This window comes from Caulobacter sp. CCG-8 (genome assembly GCF_037402475.1).
Classification (GTDB): domain Bacteria; phylum Pseudomonadota; class Alphaproteobacteria; order Caulobacterales; family Caulobacteraceae; genus Caulobacter.
Map to the genome: position 1 here is coordinate 15,134 of NZ_JBBEUD010000007.1, position 13,512 is coordinate 28,645.

At 69.7% G+C, this 13,512-nt stretch carries 15 protein-coding genes; 2 read left to right on the top strand and 13 right to left on the bottom strand.

The window, feature by feature from the left end; all coding sequences use genetic code 11:
• Nucleotides 1–74: 74 nt before the first annotated feature.
• The 6 genes from WAE60_RS08345 to WAE60_RS08370 all read right to left on the bottom strand — a co-directional run bounded on the left by WAE60_RS08345 (nt 75) and on the right by WAE60_RS08370 (nt 5,775).
• Entirely contained in the window at nt 75–836 is a 762-nt protein-coding gene (locus tag WAE60_RS08345; RefSeq protein WP_337685726.1) for an ABC transporter permease, read from the bottom strand.
• Nucleotides 833–1,756: an ABC transporter ATP-binding protein gene (locus WAE60_RS08350; protein ID WP_029908644.1), complete on the bottom strand. Its 924-nt coding sequence runs from the start codon at nt 1,754–1,756 to the stop codon at nt 833–835. Before WAE60_RS08350 ends, WAE60_RS08345 begins: the two co-directional genes overlap by 4 nt.
• Nucleotides 1,757–1,893: 137 nt before the next feature.
• Nucleotides 1,894–2,325 carry a hypothetical protein gene (locus WAE60_RS08355; RefSeq protein ID WP_337685727.1) on the bottom strand — a complete coding sequence of 144 codons (432 nt, stop codon included), beginning with the start codon at nt 2,323–2,325 and terminating at the stop codon, nt 1,894–1,896.
• Nucleotides 2,325–3,335, bottom strand: coding sequence for a phosphotransferase family protein (locus tag WAE60_RS08360; RefSeq protein ID WP_337685728.1), 1,011 nt, complete (start codon nt 3,333–3,335; stop codon nt 2,325–2,327). The genes WAE60_RS08355 and WAE60_RS08360 overlap by 1 nt, the downstream gene beginning before the upstream one ends.
• Nucleotides 3,332–4,435 carry a hypothetical protein gene (locus WAE60_RS08365; RefSeq protein ID WP_337685729.1) on the bottom strand — a complete coding sequence of 368 codons (1,104 nt, stop codon included), beginning with the start codon at nt 4,433–4,435 and terminating at the stop codon, nt 3,332–3,334. The genes WAE60_RS08360 and WAE60_RS08365 overlap by 4 nt, the downstream gene beginning before the upstream one ends.
• A 2-nt stretch (nt 4,436–4,437) precedes the next feature.
• Nucleotides 4,438–5,775, bottom strand: a complete 1,338-nt coding sequence (locus WAE60_RS08370) for a cytochrome P450 (protein ID WP_337685893.1) — start codon at nt 5,773–5,775, stop codon at nt 4,438–4,440.
• A gap of 190 nt (nt 5,776–5,965) precedes the next feature.
• Here WAE60_RS08370 and WAE60_RS08375 point away from each other — a divergent pair, with 190 nt between their 5' ends.
• On the top strand, nt 5,966–6,562 hold the full coding sequence (locus tag WAE60_RS08375; RefSeq protein WP_337685730.1) for a helix-turn-helix domain-containing protein: 597 nt from the start codon (nt 5,966–5,968) through the stop codon (nt 6,560–6,562).
• Nucleotides 6,563–6,649: 87 nt separating this feature from the next.
• Here WAE60_RS08375 and WAE60_RS08380 read toward each other — a convergent pair whose 3' ends face one another.
• From WAE60_RS08380 to ftrA, 5 genes are all read right to left on the bottom strand, one after another.
• A complete protein-coding gene (locus WAE60_RS08380) occupies nt 6,650–7,837 on the bottom strand; it encodes a Gfo/Idh/MocA family oxidoreductase (protein WP_337685731.1) in 1,188 nt (395 codons plus the stop codon).
• Nucleotides 7,838–7,860: 23 nt separating this feature from the next.
• On the bottom strand, nt 7,861–8,790 hold the full coding sequence (locus WAE60_RS08385; RefSeq protein WP_029908635.1) for a VOC family protein: 930 nt from the start codon (nt 8,788–8,790) through the stop codon (nt 7,861–7,863).
• A 346-nt stretch (nt 8,791–9,136) separates the two neighbouring features.
• Entirely contained in the window at nt 9,137–9,688 is a 552-nt protein-coding gene (locus WAE60_RS08390) for an RNA 2'-phosphotransferase (RefSeq protein ID WP_029908633.1), read from the bottom strand.
• Nucleotides 9,685–10,407, bottom strand: coding sequence for a hypothetical protein (locus WAE60_RS08395; RefSeq protein WP_337685732.1), 723 nt, complete (start codon nt 10,405–10,407; stop codon nt 9,685–9,687). Before WAE60_RS08395 ends, WAE60_RS08390 begins: the two co-directional genes overlap by 4 nt.
• A gap of 74 nt (nt 10,408–10,481) precedes the next feature.
• Nucleotides 10,482–11,459 (bottom strand): transcriptional regulator FtrA, encoded by a 978-nt coding sequence (ftrA, locus tag WAE60_RS08400; protein WP_337685733.1) that lies wholly within the window; start codon nt 11,457–11,459, stop codon nt 10,482–10,484.
• A gap of 85 nt (nt 11,460–11,544) precedes the next feature.
• Here ftrA and WAE60_RS08405 point away from each other — a divergent pair, with 85 nt between their 5' ends.
• On the top strand, nt 11,545–11,964 hold the full coding sequence (locus WAE60_RS08405; RefSeq protein ID WP_337685734.1) for a rhodanese-like domain-containing protein: 420 nt from the start codon (nt 11,545–11,547) through the stop codon (nt 11,962–11,964).
• Nucleotides 11,965–12,069: 105 nt separating this feature from the next.
• Here WAE60_RS08405 and rnhA read toward each other — a convergent pair whose 3' ends face one another.
• Nucleotides 12,070–12,519 (bottom strand): ribonuclease HI, encoded by a 450-nt coding sequence (gene rnhA / locus WAE60_RS08410; RefSeq protein WP_337685735.1) that lies wholly within the window; start codon nt 12,517–12,519, stop codon nt 12,070–12,072.
• The gene (thrB, locus tag WAE60_RS08415; RefSeq protein WP_337685736.1) at nt 12,516–13,478 is read right to left on the bottom strand and encodes a homoserine kinase; all 963 of its coding nucleotides are present in this window, start codon (nt 13,476–13,478) and stop codon (nt 12,516–12,518) included. The genes rnhA and thrB overlap by 4 nt, the downstream gene beginning before the upstream one ends.
• Between the last annotated feature and the right edge of the window lie 34 nt (nt 13,479–13,512).

Sequence of the window (13,512 nt, forward strand, 5' to 3'; positions counted from 1 at the left end):
TCCCCAAGACTAGGCTCCGTGCGAAACTTGGGGACACGCCACAAGGGCATGTCCCCGGTCAGTTTCTCGTCGTCCTAGACCTTCAGCCGGTACCCCGTCTTGAACACCGCCCACACCGCCGTCAGGCAGGCGGCCAGGAAGCACAGGGTGGCGCCGAAGCTGACGATCGGGTTCAGGTCCGACACGCCGTAGAAGCTCCAGCGGAAGCCGCTGACCAGATAGACCACCGGGTTGAACAGGGTGATCTTCTGCCAGATCGGCGGCAGCATGCTGATCGAATAGAAGCTGCCGCCCAGGAAGGTCAGCGGCGTGACCACCAGCATCGGCACGATCTGCAGCTTCTGGAAGTCGGTGGCCCAGACCCCGATCACGAAGCCGAACAGGCTGAAGGTCACCGCCGTCAGCACCAGGAAGCCCAGCATCCAGAACGGGTGGGCGATCTCGTAGGGCACGAAGATCCGGGCCGTGGCCAGGATCAGCAGGCCCAGGCACACCGACTTGGTCGCCGCGGCGCCGACATAGCCGATCACCGTCTCGATCCACGACACGGGCGCCGAGAGCAGTTCGTAGATCGTGCCGGCCCACTTGGGCATGTAGATGCCGAACGAGGCGTTGGAGATGCTCTCGCCCAGCAGCGACAGCATGACCAGGCCGGGGATGATGAAGGCCGCGTAGCTGACCCCGTCGATAGCCTGCATGCGCGAGCCGATCGCCGAGCCGAACACCACGAAATAGAGGCTGGTCGACAGCACCGGCGAGATCACGCTCTGGGCCAGGGTGCGGAACCAGCGGGCCATCTCGAAGCGGTAGATGGACTGGATGGCGTGGATGTTCATTTCGCGTCCCTCACCAGGCTGACGAAGATCTCTTCCAGCGAGGATTGGCTGGTGTGCAGGTCCTTGAAGTCGACGCCTTCCTCCGAAAGCCGGCGCAGCAGGCCGGCGATGCCGGTCTCCTCGGCCTGGGCGTCGAAGGTGTAGATCAGCTCGTGGCCGTCGGCGGCCAGCTCCAGCGCGTAGTCCGACAGCTTGGCGGGCACGGCCGTGAGCGGGCTCTGCAGCTGCAGGGTCAGCTGCTTCTTGCCCAGCTTGCGCATGAGCACGTCCTTGTCCTCGACCAGGATGATCTCGCCCTTGCTGATCACCCCAATCCGGTCGGCCATCTCCTCGGCCTCCTCGATATAGTGGGTGGTCAGGATGATGGTGACGCCGCTCTCGCGCAGCTTGCGGACCATCTCCCACATGTCGCGGCGCAGCTCGACATCGACGCCGGCGGTGGGCTCGTCCAGGAACAGGATGGTCGGCTCGTGGCTCAGGGCCTTGGCGATCATCACCCGCCGCTTCATGCCGCCCGACAGCGTCATGATCTTGGCGTCCTTCTTGTCCCACAGCGACAGGTCGCGCAGGACCTTCTCGATATGGGCGTCGTCGCGGGGCTTGCCGAACAGGCCGCGGCTGAACCGGGTGGTGGCCCAGACGGTCTCGAAGGCGTCGGTGTTCAACTCCTGGGGCACCAGGCCGATCTTGGTCCGGGCGGCGCGGTAGTCCTTGACCACGTCGTGGCCGTCGGCCGTGACGACGCCGGTGCTGGGATTGACGATGCCGCAGATGATGCTGATCAGCGTGGTCTTGCCGGCCCCGTTGGGACCCAGGAGGGCGAAGATTTCGCCCTTCCGAATCTCGAGATCGACGGTCTTCAGGGCCTGATGGCCGGAAGCATAGGTCTTGGTCAGACCGGAAACGGAAATGATCGCCATGGGATTCCTGGGCTGCGTCCGCCCCCTCCCGGAGCGAAGCCGCGCGTGGCAGATGGGGCGCAGGCGCGAACTTGGCTAGGGCTCATGAGGGATATGAGCCGAAGTTTCTCCTCCCCCGTTCCACGGGGGAGGAAAATTTACCGCGCCGGCAACGGCGGCAGCTCCAGGTTCCGTCGCTCGGCCATCTGGCCGTACAGCCCCACGATCATCTTGTGCCGCAGGAGGTCGCCGGCCGCCTCCACGGCCTCGTGCAGGGCGATCAGCCCCCGGCGCAGGGCGGCGTTGGCGCGGTCCAGGGCTTCCAGCGACAGGTCGACGGGCCCCGTCGAAGCGATCTCGGCGTACTGGACGCCGTAGGTCTCGGCCGCCTTGGCCAGGACGGCGGCGATGGCCGCGTTCTCCCAGACCCGGGCCTGGGTCCCGCGCTCCACCTCCTGGGCGGCCAGCAGCGAGAGCAGGGCGATCACCCCGACGCGGCCGGTCATGAACTCGCCCTGCTGCTCGGGCGGTCCGGGGATGGCCAGGGCCATGAAGTTGCCGCGCAGGATGTCGGGCAGGGCCGGGGTCATCAGATCCCCTCCAACTGGGCCAGGCGCCTGGCCAGGATCACGTCGTGCCGCCGGGCGGTGTACCAGCCGGAGATCGCCAGGATCGGGTCGGTGAAGCCGCCGTCGCGATACTCCTTGGCCGCCGAGGTCCAGATCGCCTGGCCCTTCACGGCGTTGAACAGCGACCACCAGGCCAGGGCCTGCGGATCGACCTTCAGGCCGCTGGCCGCCTCCCACAGGGCGATGGCCTCGGCCTGCGGGACCAGGCCCGCGACCCGGTTCTCATCGAAGTGGTTCCACAGCGGGTCGAAGGCCCAGCCCAGGTCCTCGATCGGGTCGCCCAGATGGGCCATCTCCCAGTCCAGGATCGCCAGGATCGTCCCGGCCCCATCGTGCATGAAGTTGCCGGTGCGGTAGTCGCCGTGGACGATCGACACCCGCTGGGCCGGCGGCGGCGGATGGCGATAGAGCCAGCGGACGGCGGCGCGGACGATCGGCTGCGGATGCTGCTCGTCGGCCTCGATCACGCCGGACCAGTGGTCGAGGGCGATGCGCCAGCAGTCCTCCGGCGCGGGGGCCTCGGCGACCTCGCGGATCGGCGTCCCCTCGTGCGGCAGGGCGGCCAGCCTGCCCAGGGTGGTGAAGAACTGCGCGCCCAGCGTGGCGGCGTGCTCGGCGTAGGGATCGAACACGAACGGCGAGGGCACGGTCCCGCCGTCGATGCGCTCCATCAGGAAGAACGGCCGGTCAAGCGGCCCGCCGTCCTCCTCCAGGGCGACGGCCTGGGGGACGGGCACGTGGCCGTGGACGGTGCGGTAGGCCAGGAACTCCAGCCGGCGGTCGGTCTCGATCAGGCTGCCCGGCGGGTCGCGCCGCAGGATCATGCCGCGCGTGACGCCGCCGGTGTCGGCGTCCAGACGATAGGTCTCGCGGCTGGCCCCGCCGGGGATGCGCGAGAGGTTGCTCACCGAGGTCGGCGCGCCCCACAGGTCGGTGAGGTAGGCCTCGAGGCCGGCCTGCAGCCCGCTCATGGCGCCATGTCCAGGATCGACTTGAAGCCCGAGGGCGTGTGCGGGCCCAGGGCCAACTGCTCGAATACCCCGCGCCCGGCTCTCTTGGATCCGTCCGGACGCCGCCAAGTCACGTTCACCAGGGCCTGGACGTGCAGGTGGAAGGGCAGGGTGCGGTCCAGGTCGGCCAGGACCAGGTCCTCGCGCTCGACCTTCAGCCGGCCGTGGTTCAGCCCATGGCCCCAGACCGGATGGCCGTAGCCCAGGCCCAGCATGAAGAACTCGGCCTGGGGCTCGAGCGTGATCTCGTTGCCGCCCCCTAGGCTGATCATGCCGAAGTCGGCGTGTCGCGTACCGGAGCGCCAGTCGATGGAGTAGCTGACCGTGTCGAAGTCGGTGACCCCGTCGCGTTCCGAGCCCAGCGGCGCCCAGACCGCCCGCCGGTTCCAGGCCCGGCCGTGCTCGTCGTCATTGGTGTGGAAGAAGAAGTCGCCGTCCGGGAAGACGCACGGGGTCCACAGCCAGAAGAACTGCGGCGGCACCTGCGGGGCCATCTCCTGCGGATCGCGCGCCCCGATCGGCCGCACGCCCCACGAGCGGTCGCGGGTGCCGACGAAGCCGGAGACGTCGTGGCGCACGCCGTCCACCTCGACCCAGCCCTCGTAGCGGCCGTTCTGGGTCAGGCGGGTGTAGTCCAACAGGGTGCGCGGCCCGACCCGGCGGGTGAAGCGCGGCTCCTCGATCGGGAACGACCGGCCCTCGAAGGTGATCTGAGCGCTGATCCGCTGGTCGGGGGCCTCGACCGTGATCCGCAGGCGCCGCAGCGGCTCCAGCACCTCGATGGCGATGGGGCCCACCGACAGGTCCATCCGCTCCATCTCCAGCCAGCGGCTGGCGTGCAGGTTCACCTGGCGGCCGTCCTTCATCCAGCAGAAGGCGGCGTCGGCGATGTTGAGGTGCGGATAGACCCCGAACGCGGCGGCGAACATCGCGTCGCCGTCGCCTGTCGCCTCGTAGCCGTTGAAGAAGTAGCGGTCGTAGAAATTGCGGTCGGTGCCGGCATAGGCCACCGGCTCGGCCGTCTGGTGGATCGGATAATCGTCCCCGCGCGTCAGGGCCATGCTCAGGCCCGCCCGCCCGGGGTGAACTCGACCTCCAGTTTGCTGATCGCGTGGACGAAGTTGTTGGGCGCGATGTCGATCCCGCCGGTCCAGCGGATGTCGGGGAAGCGGCCCAGGATCTGGCGGTAGGCCTCCTCCAGCTGGATCTGGGCCACGCGCTTGCCGATGCAGACGTGCGGGCCGTAGCCGAAGGCGATGTGCTTGTCGGCGTTGGGCCGGGTGATGTCCAGCCGGTCGGGATCGGCGAACACCGCCTCGTCGCGGTTGGCCGCGCCGTAGTACATGACCACCTTCTCGCCCTCGCGGATGGCCTGGCCGGCGATCTCGGTGTCGCGGGTGGCTGTGCGGCGCATGTAGATCACCGGGCTGACCATGCGGATGAACTCGTTGACCGCCCCGGTCATCAGCGACGGGTCGGCGACCAGCCGGGCCTTCTGGTCCGGGAACTCGGTCAGCAGCTTCATGGTGCCCGACAGGGTGTTCCGCGTCGTGTCGTTGCCGGCGAAGACGATCAGCAGCCACGAGCCGTCCAGGTACTCGTCGCTGAGCAGGGTCCCGTCCACCTGGGCGCGGGCGATGGCGCTCATCAGGTCGTTCTGAGGATCGGCCCGGCGCTTGAGCAGCATGGTGCGGCCGTACTCGAACATCTCCTCGACGTTGGTGTTGAAGTCCTGGACGAACTGCATGAGTTCCAGCGTCGGGGTGATCGGGGCCAGGGCCTGCTTCAGGGCCAGGTCCTGGGCCATCTCCAGATAGTGCATCCACTTCAGGAACTTGCCGCGGTCCTCGGCCGGCACGCCCAGGATCTCGCACAGGGTGAAGAGCGGCAGCTTGGACGAGAACATCTCGACCAGGTCGCAGCGGCCCAGGGGCGCCATCTCGTCCAGCAGCCGGCCGATCTCGGCCCGGACGGTCTCGGTCAGGGCGCGCAGATAGGCCGGGGTGAAGTAGGGCATGTGCTCGCGGCGCAGCTGCATGTGCTCGGCGCCGTCGAGGTTGATCATGGTGTCCATCGAGGCGCGGTAGAGCAGGGCGTGGCGCTTCTGCGGATCGCCGTGCGCCATCAGGATGCCGCCCTTGCGCGACGAGAAGGTCTGGGGATCGGCCTCGACCGCCATGATGTCGGCGTGGCGGGTGATCGCCCAGAAGCCCGGGCCGCCATAGGGCTCGGGATGCCACATCACCGGGGCCTGGGCCCGCAGCCTGGCGAAGTCGCCATAGGGCTGGCCGCGGGTGAATTGCTCGATGTTGGACAGGTCCACCCCGTCGAGGGTGGGGAACAGGGTGGGGGCGCCGGGCCCCTCGATCCCGTCCATGGCGGTCTCGCTGACGAGCTGCATGGCCATGCGCTTCCTCCCTTTTCGGCCCGCGAGCTCCGCCGCGTGGCTGGGATCGAGTAGTTCAGACGACAGGTGTCGTGTCAATCGACTGGCGTCGAATCCGGGCGCATGGCAGTTTGCTGAAGGGGACAGGCGCATGCGCCTGTCCCCAGCCCTAGGCGCGACGGAGGACGGTTTGGCGAGAGCGGCGGTGGAGAAGACGGGCGGCCTGCGCGAGGCCCAGCGCCAGCTGACCCGCGAGCGGCTGATCGACGCCGCCGTCGCGCTCTTCGGCCGGAGAGGCTTTCGCGCCGTGACGATCGAGCAGATCGCCGCCGAGGCCGGCGCCAACCGCGCCACCTTCTATCTGCACTTCCGCAACAAGGAGGACGTGGCCAACGCCATCGGCGACCGGCTGGTCCCCAACATCCAGGCTACCTTCGCGGCGCTGGACGCGATCCCGGATCCCAGCCTGGAAGAGGTTCGCGCCTGGCTGGCCCAGGGCATGGCCGAGCAGACCGACGAGCGCCGCAACCTGCTGGCCGTGGCCACCGAGGCCAATGTCGCCGACCCCGACCTGGCCGACGACTACCTGCGCTTCATCAACCTGTTCATCGACGCCATGCCCAACTATCTGGGCCGGTTCCCGGCGGAAGACCTGCCGGCGGCGCGCACGCGGATGCTGATGCAGCTCGTCCAGTTCGAGCGGCTGTCCTATGTGATGGTGGTGCAGCGGGCGTCCGCGCCGCTGGAGCCGTTGCTGGATGAGCTGGCGCAGAGCTGGTGGCGGTTGCTGCGGGGGACGTAACGCCGACCGGGGACATGCCCTTGGGCGTGTCCCCACCAGATGCACTGCCAGATTTGGGGACACGCGCGAGCGCATGTCCCCGGTCGGTCAAGCCTTCGCCACGTCCACCACTCCGGCCGGGTCCACCGCCCGCCTGTACCCCCAGTCGGTCTTCACCGTCGCACCGTCCTTGGCCGCCGACTCCAGGATCGCCTGCATCAGGCGCATGTCCTGCAGGCCCTCCTCGCCGGGCGAGACCATCGGCGCCTTGCCGCGCACCACGTCGGCCATCCAGTCCATCTCGCGGGCGAACTGGTCGCCCGCGGGGGCGGGGACCGGCGGCAGGGCTTGGCCGCCCTTGACCACGGTCAGGCGGTTGCCGCCGTAGAAGGCCGCCGGGTCGGCGACCAGCCGGCCCTGCTCGCAGATCACCTCGAAGGCCATGGTCGGGGCGTAGGCGAACGAGGTCGAGCCGTTGGCGATCACGCCCGAGGGGAAGCGGAACTGCCAGTTGATCAGGTCCTCGGTCTCCTTGAACCGGGGATCGGACCGGTCGGTCTGGGCCCAGGCCTGGACCGCGACCGGCTCCTCGTTCAGCAGGTAGCGGGCGGCGTTGACGCCGTAGACGCCCATGTCGCCCAGGGCCCCGCCGCCCGACATCTTGCCGTCCAGCCGCCAGACGTCCGACGGGTCGGAGAGGTCGGCCTGCCGGCCCATGGTGGTGTTGATCTGCCGGACCTTGCCCATCGACCGCGTCCGCAGGCGGCGCATGACGTCCAGGTTCTGGGCCTCGTAGTGGCAGCGATAGGCGATCATCAGGTGGCGGTCGGCGGCCTTGGCGGCGGCGATCATCGCCTCGGCGTCGGCGAGGGTGGTGGCCATCGGCTTCTCGCACAGCACGTGCTTGCCGGCCTTGAAGGCCTTGATCGTGTGCTCGGCGTGCATCGAATTGGGCAGCACGATGTAGACGACCTGGATGCGCGGGTCCTTCGCGATGCGGTCGTAGTCGTCGTAACCGTAGACCGCGTCTGCGGGCAGGCCGTTCTCGGCGGCCACTCGTTTGGCCTTCTCCGGATGGCCGCTGACCACGGCGGCCAGCCTGGCCCCCTTGGCGATCTTCAGGGCCGGGATCAGCTGGTTCAGGCTCAGCTTGCCCAGGCCCACGATGGCGAAACCGATCTTGTCGGAGGCGGGCATGGCGGGCTCCTGGGCTTGGGCCTTTGCGGCGGCCGGGGCGAGGGCGGCGGCGACGCCGGCGGCGGCGATCAGATCGCGTCGGGAAGGGCGGCTGGGCATGGAGGGCTCCTTCGGCTGGCCGGTCAGGGTTTCGGATCGTCGGCGGTGAACGGCGAGCAGCAGGGCTTGCCGATGGCGTGGAACTCCATGATCTCGGCCCGCGTGCCGTCGGGGTCGAACAGGTTCAGCTGCCACTTGGCGTCGCGGCCGATCTTGGGCGTCTCCTTCTGGCCCTCCAGGCGGTCGCCGTTCCACAGTAGGGTGTAGGCCAGCCGCGTGTCGGGCACGCCCAGCGAGAAGTGGTCCAGCACCCCGGCCGTGGCCTGGCTCATGCCGGGCGGCGGACCCCGGCCGTCTGGCGGGGCGACCAGCATGTATTCCAGCCAGTCCGAACCGTCGGGAACCTGCAGCGACACCCAGCTGGGCTTGTCGTCGCTCATGCCGCCGAACCAGTAGGGCCGGAAGCCCAGGACGCCCCGATAGAAGGCGTCGGCCTTGGCCCGGTCGTGGACGATGAAGCCCACGTGGATGATCCGGCTGGACAGCGGATTGACCGCGATCGCGGGCGGCTTGGCCGGCGGCTGGACGAACTGGACCTTCACGCCCTCGGGATCGGTCACGTCGAACCAGCGCTCGCCGTCTGCGCCGGTCTCGACCTTGGCCGGCACGGTCACGCCCTTGGCCTCAAGGTACAGGCGCAGGCCTTCCGCATCGGGGGTGTTGAAGGCGGCGTGGTCCAGCCGGTCGATCCGGGACGGACCCGGCGGCAGGGGCAGCACCTCGACGAACTGGGTCGGGCTGAAATAGTAGCGCGCGCCGGCCGGGTTCTCGGGATCGGGCCCCTTCACCGCGCCCAGGCCCTTGACGTAGAAGGCCTCGCTCCTGGCCGGGTCGGCCGCGTGGACCGCCAGGTGCGAGACCGAGACGATGGGCGGTCGGGCCGCCTCGGCCCGGGCCGCGCAGGGCGTTCCGCCGGACAGCAGGATCAGGGCGCAAGCCAGGGCTCGCATCATCGTCTCACTCCCGCGCGACCCTCCGCTCTCGGGACGGGCGAGGGTGTCGGGCCGCAGGATAGCGCGACGTGGTAGCGTTACCAGGGAAAACAGACGCCGACCAAGGTCGGGCTTGCCAAGAAAAGGTCTGGCCAGGCCCTGAACGCAAACAGCGCCCGTGCCGAGGGGGGAGGGCACGGGCGCTGCGCTTACAGGACGCTGGGGCCGGCCGGGGGGAGGAGCCGGGTTGTCCGCGTCGAAAGAGAGATTGGGATCCGAACCCGACTTCGCAACGGCGCGACCAAGGTCATTTCGCGGCCGGTTCGTTGCGGACGGGTGATGTTGTGTCGGTCTGGGCCGCCGCCGCTCAGGCGTTTTCCAGGAACTCCGGCGGCACGGCCGCGGCCAGCCAGACCCCGTTCCCCGTCCGGAAGAACGCGTGGCCGGCGCGCGCCATCTCGCCGCTCAGCACCCGCAGGATGACGGCGTCGCCCCGCCGGCCGCCCACCTGGCGCGCGGTGTCGATGTCCGGCGACAGGTGGACGTGATGCCGCGCCATCGGTCGCAAGCCCTCCTGGCGGATGGCGGGCAGGAAGCGCTCGACCGTGCCGTGGAACAGCACCTCGGGCGGGGGCGCGGCGACCCAATCGCCCTGCACCTCGACGGAATGGCCTTGCCGGGCCCGCAGGCGCGCGCCGTCCGGGGAGAGTTCGAAGCGCTTCTTCTCGCTGGTGTCCACGACGTGCCGAAGGGCTTCCGGGGAGGCGGGCCGGCCGGCCTTCTCCAGCGCCTTCAGCACGGCTTCGACCGACGTCCAGCCTTCGCCGTCCAGGACCAGGTCGCCCTCGTCGGGGCGATGCCGCAGCCAGAACGACAGGAGCTTGGAAATCCCCACGGCGGTGGTCTTGTCGATACTCATGTCGCGGATATGCCGGGATCGCTCGAAGCTTGGCAATGGAGTCCAGGGCCTCTGGAGATGGAGGAGCGCGCCTTGAGGTTCGGCGCCGTCTTGAAGCGGTCTGGAACATAGCTCCTGACCAGCGAGGCCTTGTCGAACATGTCCGTAGCCGGCAGTTCGGAGAGGACGCTGACCGCCTCCGACGACAGACCGAGCCGGCCCTCGGGGCTGTTCTGGGCGTAGGTCGAGCGCACGATCACGCCGGCCTGCGTGACGTCGTAGGTGCGGATGTCGTCCTTATCGACCAGGCGGACATGGTCGGCCGTCCCGAACGGCGTCTTGACCTGCCCCTGCCAGGCGATCGCCAGGAAGGCTTTGTTGGTGTTGATGCCGCAGGCGGCGCGGGCCACGAAGGGGCCTTCGACCGTCTTGCCCGTGGTCAACGACAGCGCCGCTCCGGTTTGCGCCTTGCAGTCGGCGATCACGCGATCTCGCGGCGTCTCCACCCGATGCTTGTCGCCCGAGTGGAATTCCGCCCCCCATTCCAGGACCGGGGTTCCGCTGCGTGACTCCTCGTTCCAATTGTAGACGGCGTAGGTCGCCTGGGTGGTCTTGGTGCGATCGACGACCTCCTTGACCTTGCCGGTCAATTCGACCGGCGGCGGGGTCTGGTCGCAGGCGGCCAGCGCGGCGCCGGCCAGGACGGCGACCACCGGAACGGTCCGGAACAAGAACTTCATCGGTAACGACCCCTCGATACGCTTCGCGCGGCAAGCTTAGCCGTGGGCCGGGGGCGGCGGAAGGGTGCGCCGCCCTACCCCCCGAACCGCGCCCGGTAGGCCTGGGGCGTCGTCGCCAGCGACTTCCTGAAGTGATGCCGCAGGGCTGGGGCGCCGAAGCCGACGGCCTGGGCGATCTGCTCGACGCCGAAGGGGGTGGTCTCCAGCAGGTCGCGGGCCCGGGCCAGGCGTTCGGCCAGCAGCCAGCGGGCGGGCGTCGTGCCGGTGGCGGCCTCGAAGCGGCGCAGGAAGGTGCGGGGGCTCATGCCCGCCGCGTCGGCTAGGGCCTTGACCGTGTGCTCGCGGGCCAGGTCGGCGCGCATGCGGTCCAGGATCGGCGACAGGCGCGAGGCCTCGTGGGCGGCGGGCACCGGCCGCTGGATGAACTGGGCCTGGCCGCCGTCGCGATGGGGCGGGATCACCAGCCGCCGGGCCACGGTGTTGGCCGCCTCCGGCCCGAAGTCGCGGCGCACCAGGTGCAGGCCCAGGTCCAGGCCGGCGGCGCTGCCGGCCGAGGTCATGACGTCGCCCTCGTCGACATAGAGCACGTCGGGCAGCACATCGATGTCGGGATGGAGGTCGCGCAGCTTGTCGACATAGCGCCAGTGGGTGGTGGCCCGCCGACCCGCCAGCAGGCCGGCCGCCGCCAGCACGAACACCCCCGAGCAGATCGACATCACCCGCGCCCCGTTGCGGTGGGCTGCCTGGAGGGCGTCGATCAGCGGCCGGGGAACGGGCGTGTCGGCGCCGCGCCAACCGGGGGCGATGATCGTGCCGGCCTGCTCGACCAGCTCCAACCCGCCGTCAGCCACCACCTGAACCCCGCCCAGGCCGCGCAGCGGTCCCGGCTCGATCGCCGCCGTGGCGAAGGCGTACCAGTCCGGACCCATCTCGGGCCGGGGCAGGCCGAACAGCTCGACCGCCACCCCGAACTCGAAGGTGCACAGGCCGTCATAGGCCAGGGCGACGACGCGGCGGTTGGCGGGCCCGGCGGGGGCGGTGACGTTTGGCATGATCTTTACGGTCGATGTCTATCCTGCCAACTAACGCTGGAGGGCCGTCCGGGGCAAGTCTTCCTCGCCAACTCAGGAGGTCGTCATGAGCTTTGTTTCCGCCATCCCCGCCGCCGCGTCCCCGGTCGCCGCCGCCCACTTCGCCGCCCGCCTCGCCCTGGAGACCGACTGTTCCGACGTCGCCGCCGCCATGAAGGCCGGCGAACAGGACTTCGTCCTGCTGCACGTGGTGGGCTCGCCGGAGGCCTATGCCCGCCGCCACGTGCCGGGCGCGATCCACCTGCGCCACGCCGAGATCGACGCCGCGCGCATGGCGACCTGGCCGGCCGACACCCTGTTCGTCGTCTATTGCGCCGGCCCGCACTGCAACGGCGCCGACCGCGCCGCGCTGAAGCTGGCGACCCTGGGCCGCCCCGTGAAGCTGATGATCGGCGGCGTCACCGGCTGGGAGGACGAGGGCCTGGCCTTCGCGACCGGCGCGGAGCCTGGGGTGCTGGCGGCGTAGTGACGGGGACACGCCCTCGCGGCGTGTCCCCAACGCCTGGCTCCGTGAATGCTGATGGGGACACGCCCAAGGGCATGTCCCCGACCGGACGTGTCCCCGGCCGGGCTAGGCCCGCTCGCCCAGGGCCTTCAGCATGCCCAGCCGGGCCAGTTCGTCGGCGCGTTCGTTGTGGACGTGGCCGGCGTGGCCCTTGACCCAGCGCCAGTCGACCTCATGGCGGGCCCGGGCGGTGTCCAGGCGCTGCCACAGGTCGACGTTCTTGACCGGGCTCTTGTCGGCGGTCTTCCAGCCCTTGGCCTTCCAGCCGTGGATCCACTGGGTGACGCCCTTCATCACGTACTGGCTGTCGGTGTGCAGCTCGGCCTTGGTCGGCTTGTTCAGCGCTTCCAGGGCCTGGATGGCGGCCATCAGTTCCATGCGGTTGTTGGTGGTCGCCAGCTCGCCGCCGCAGATTTCCTTCTTCTTGTCGCCGTACATCAAGAGCGCGCCCCAGCCGCCGGGGCCGGGATTCCCGCGGCAGGCGCCGTCGGTATAGATCACCAGCTTGGGGGTCACGCGCCGGCCCCGAACAGGCTGAGGCCCTCGCGGTGCACGGCCAGCTTGCGCTCGTATTCCAGCGGGTCCTTCGGCTTGACCATTGCCCCGGCCGGGGTCGCGCCCCAGTCGGCCAGGCGGGTCAGGAAGAAGCGCATGGCCGCGCCGCGCGCCAGGATCGGGATGGCGTCGCGCTCGGCCGGGCTCAGCGGCCGGCGGCGCTCGTAGCCGGCGATCAGGGCCCGGGCGGCGGTTATGTTGAAGCTGCCGTCGGACTCGAAGCACCAGGCGTTCAGGGTCACGGCGATGTCGTAGGCGAAGGCGTCGTCGCAGGCGAAGTAGAAGTCGATGGCCGCCGCGAACTTGCCGTCCGGCTTGAAGAAGACGTTGTCCGGGAAATAGTCGGCGTGGATCACGCCCGACGGCAGGCCGCGCGGCCACGACAGGGCCAGCTCGGCCAGGTCCTTGTCGATGGTCGCGGCCAGGCCGGGCTTGAGGCCCTCGGCGGCCTGGCGGTGCTTGGAGAACAGTGGGGCCCAGTGCGGCTGGCCCAGGTCGTTGGCGCGGCGGGCCGGATAGCCCTCGCCGGCCAGGTGCAGCCAGGCCAGGCCCTCGCCGGCCTCGCGGCAGTGGGCGATGGTCGGGCGGCGGGCCGACAGGCCGGGCAGGAACTCGACCAGGGCGGCGGGCTTGCCGCGGACGGTCTTCAGCGTGGCGCCCGAACGGTCGGCGATCGGCTTGGCGCTGGGATAGCCGCGGTCGGCCAGCCAGGTCAGCAGGTCCAGGAAATAGGGCAGGTCCTCCGGCTTGGCGCGTCGCTCGTAGACCGTGAGGATGAACCGGCCGGTCTCGGTCTCCAGCAGGAAGTTGGAGTTCTCCACCCCCTCGGCGATGCCCTTGAACGCCACGGCCTGACCCAGGTCGTAGTCGGCCAGGAAGGCGGCGAGTTCGTCGTCGGTGATGTCGGTGTAGACGGCCATGGCGCGGGGATGCGGGAGCGGGCGCTGGCGGTCA

Bases quoted from the DNA above. Each gene is read 5' to 3' on its own strand.
- WAE60_RS08345 (WP_337685726.1), bottom strand. From the start codon at position 836: ATGAACATCCACGCCATCCAGTCCATCTACCGCTTCGAGATGGCCCGC.
- WAE60_RS08350 (WP_029908644.1), bottom strand. From the start codon at position 1,756: ATGGCGATCATTTCCGTTTCCGGTCTGACCAAGACCTATGCTTCCGGC.
- WAE60_RS08355 (WP_337685727.1), bottom strand. From the start codon at position 2,325: ATGACCCCGGCCCTGCCCGACATCCTGCGCGGCAACTTCATGGCCCTG.
- WAE60_RS08360 (WP_337685728.1), bottom strand. From the start codon at position 3,335: ATGAGCGGGCTGCAGGCCGGCCTCGAGGCCTACCTCACCGACCTGTGG.
- WAE60_RS08365 (WP_337685729.1), bottom strand. From the start codon at position 4,435: ATGGCCCTGACGCGCGGGGACGATTATCCGATCCACCAGACGGCCGAG.
- WAE60_RS08370 (WP_337685893.1), bottom strand. From the start codon at position 5,775: ATGCAGCTCGTCAGCGAGACCGCCATGGACGGGATCGAGGGGCCCGGC.
- WAE60_RS08380 (WP_337685731.1), bottom strand. From the start codon at position 7,837: ATGCCCAGCCGCCCTTCCCGACGCGATCTGATCGCCGCCGCCGGCGTC.
- WAE60_RS08385 (WP_029908635.1), bottom strand. From the start codon at position 8,790: ATGATGCGAGCCCTGGCTTGCGCCCTGATCCTGCTGTCCGGCGGAACG.
- WAE60_RS08390 (WP_029908633.1), bottom strand. From the start codon at position 9,688: ATGAGTATCGACAAGACCACCGCCGTGGGGATTTCCAAGCTCCTGTCG.
- WAE60_RS08395 (WP_337685732.1), bottom strand. From the start codon at position 10,407: ATGAAGTTCTTGTTCCGGACCGTTCCGGTGGTCGCCGTCCTGGCCGGC.
- ftrA (WP_337685733.1), bottom strand. From the start codon at position 11,459: ATGCCAAACGTCACCGCCCCCGCCGGGCCCGCCAACCGCCGCGTCGTC.
- WAE60_RS08405 (WP_337685734.1), top strand. From the start codon at position 11,545: ATGAGCTTTGTTTCCGCCATCCCCGCCGCCGCGTCCCCGGTCGCCGCC.
- thrB (WP_337685736.1), bottom strand. From the start codon at position 13,478: ATGGCCGTCTACACCGACATCACCGACGACGAACTCGCCGCCTTCCTG.